The following is a 2,444-nucleotide window of genomic DNA, read 5'->3' on the forward strand; positions in this document are numbered from 1 at the left end:
GCGCCCCTGAAGGGAACGGGCCTTCGGCCCGCCCTTCATCCTGAAAGGCATGGGGCGCGGCCCCGGGCGCTTTTCAGGGGCGCGGGGAACTGCGCGAGCGGCCACGACGGACCCGCGGTCGCCGACGAACCCGCGCCCACGAGTTGTCAGGCGTCCTACGGCTGGGGGTGGTGCGCCGGGATCGGGGGGAGGTCGCCCGTCGTCTCGTACGCCGCGAGCATGTCGATGCGGCGGATGTGACGCTCGTCGCCGGAGAACGGCGTGTTGAGGAACGTCTCGACGAACTTGGTCGCGTCGTCCTGCGAGTGCATCCGTGCCCCGACGGCCACGACGTTCGCGTTGTTGTGCTCGCGGCCCAGCGCGGCCGTCTCGGCGCTCCACGCGAGCGCGGCCCGCACGCCGGCCACCTTGTTCGCGGCGATCTGCTCCCCGTTGCCGGATCCGCCGATGACGATGCCCAGGGAGCCGGGGTCGGCGGCCGTGCGCTCCGCCGCGCGGAGGCAGAACGGCGGGTAGTCGTCCTGGGCGTCGTAGATGTGGGGACCGCAGTCGACGGCCTCGTGACCGGCGGCCTTCAGCCACTCGACGAGGTGGTTCTTGAGTTCGTATCCGGCGTGATCGGAGCCGAGGTAGACGCGCATGGTCCGAGTGTGACACGCCTGTTTCGTCGGGGCGCGATGGGGGCCCGGCGCCTGAAAAGCGTGAGCCACGCCACGGAACCTCAAGTAAACCTCAAGTAACGATCTGGATTCAAAGGTTCAGGATTCCTTTCACCTCCGATTCACTGGACCGATCTTTACGGAGGCTCACGCAGTGCCCCCCGCCGCCTCTCGTGTCCCGCTCTGACGAGAGTCACCGGGGAATGCGTGGGCAGACGCACGGAAGTCCCCACAACGGCGCAAAGGAAACTCCCCCCATGACGTCGCAGCCGACTCTGCCGTCCGACACCGGCACCCCAGGCTCCTCCTCTCCCCCCTCCCCCGGCCTCCACGCCGGTCTCAAGAACCGCCATCTGTCGATGATCGCGATCGGAGGTGTGATCGGGGCGGGCCTCTTCGTCGGGTCGAGTTCCGGTATCGCGACCGCCGGTCCCGGCATCCTGCTGTCCTACGCCCTGGTCGGCACGATGGTCGTGCTGGTCATGCGGATGCTCGGTGAGATGTCCGCGGCGAACCCCACCTCCGGGTCGTTCTCCGCGCACGCCGACCGTGCGCTGGGCCGCTGGGCCGGGTTCTCGATCGGCTGGCTGTACTGGTTCTTCTGGGTCGTCGTCCTCGCGGTGGAGGCGACCGCCGGCGCGGTGATCCTGGAGGGCTGGATGCCGGCCGTACCGCAGTGGGGCTGGGCCCTGATCGTGATGGTGGTGCTGACCGCCACCAACCTGGTCTCGGTGGCCTCGTACGGCGAGTTCGAGTTCTGGTTCGCCAGCATCAAGGTCGTCGCGATCGCCGCGTTCATCGTCGTGGGCGGGCTGGCCGTCTTCGGCGTGCTGCCGGGTGTGGAGGCCGAGAAGGCCGGCCTGGCGAACCTGACCGACCACGGCGGGTTCCTGCCCAACGGGCCCGGCGCCATCCTCATCGGCGTGCTGCTGGTGGTCTTCTCGTTCATGGGCAGTGAGATCGCCACGCTCGCCGCCGGGGAGACGGAGAACCCGCAGAAGGCCGTCACGAAGTCGACGAACAGCATCATCTGGCGTATCGGCGTCTTCTACCTGGGTTCGATCTTCGTCGTGGTCGCCCTGCTGCCGTGGAACGACCCCTCGATCAAGGAGAAGGGTTCCTACGTCGCCGCGCTGGACTCGCTGGGAATCGCCCACGCGGGTCAGATCATGAACTTCATCGTGTTGACGTCGGTGCTGTCCTGTCTCAACTCCGGCCTCTACACGGCCTCCCGGATGGCGTTCTCCCTGGGTGAGCGCGGGGACGCGCCGCGGTCGTTCGGGCGGACCACGTCGCGGGGTGTGCCGATGACGGCGATCCTGGCGTCGGTGGTCTTCGGGTTCGTCGCGGTGATCTTCAACTACTTCTTCCCCGAGGGCGTGTTCCTGTTCCTCGTGAACTCCTCCGGCGCGGTCGCCCTGTTCGTGTGGCTGGTGATCTGTTTCTCCCAGCTGCGGATGCGCAGGATCATCGAGCGGGAGACCCCGGAGAAGCTCGTCGTGAAGATGTGGCTGTACCCGTATCTGACGTGGGCCACGATCGGGCTGATCCTCTTCGTCCTCGCCTACATGCTCACCGACACGGAGCACGGCAACCGGGAGATCCTGCTGCTCTCGCTGCTGGTCGCGGCTGCCGTCGTCGGTATCTCCCTGGTCAAGGAGAAGATCAAGGGGCAGAAGGCGGGCGCGACGGCGGAGGTCACCGACAAGGTGGGCTGAGCGGCTCGTGGGTCGCGGTTCGCGTCCTGCGTTCACGGTTCGTGGGTCGTGGTTCGTGGTTCGTGGT

General features: G+C 67.5%; 2 protein-coding genes. One reads left to right on the forward strand and one right to left on the reverse strand.

The genetic code is table 11. The features are described 5' to 3' along the window. Positions 1-155: 155 nt before the first annotated feature. Positions 156-641: a ribose-5-phosphate isomerase gene (locus tag AOK23_RS41815; protein WP_055717622.1), complete on the reverse strand. Its 486-nt coding sequence runs from the start codon at positions 639-641 to the stop codon at positions 156-158. A gap of 275 nt (positions 642-916) precedes the next feature. Here AOK23_RS41815 and AOK23_RS41820 point away from each other — a divergent pair, with 275 nt between their 5' ends. Then, complete coding sequence (locus tag AOK23_RS41820; RefSeq protein WP_055717623.1) at positions 917-2,377, forward strand: amino acid permease; 1,461 nt, start codon at positions 917-919, stop codon at positions 2,375-2,377. The last annotated feature ends 67 nt before the right edge of the window (positions 2,378-2,444 follow it).

The sequence above is a fragment of the Streptomyces torulosus genome (assembly GCF_001419765.1).
GTDB classification, from domain to species: domain Bacteria; phylum Actinomycetota; class Actinomycetes; order Streptomycetales; family Streptomycetaceae; genus Streptomyces; species Streptomyces torulosus.

What these genes read in the sequence shown, in the direction of transcription:
- AOK23_RS41815 (WP_055717622.1), bottom strand. Translation starts at nt 641, where the DNA reads ATGCGCGTCTACCTCGGCTCCGATCACGCCGGATACGAACTCAAGAAC.
- AOK23_RS41820 (WP_055717623.1), top strand. Translation starts at nt 917, where the DNA reads ATGACGTCGCAGCCGACTCTGCCGTCCGACACCGGCACCCCAGGCTCC.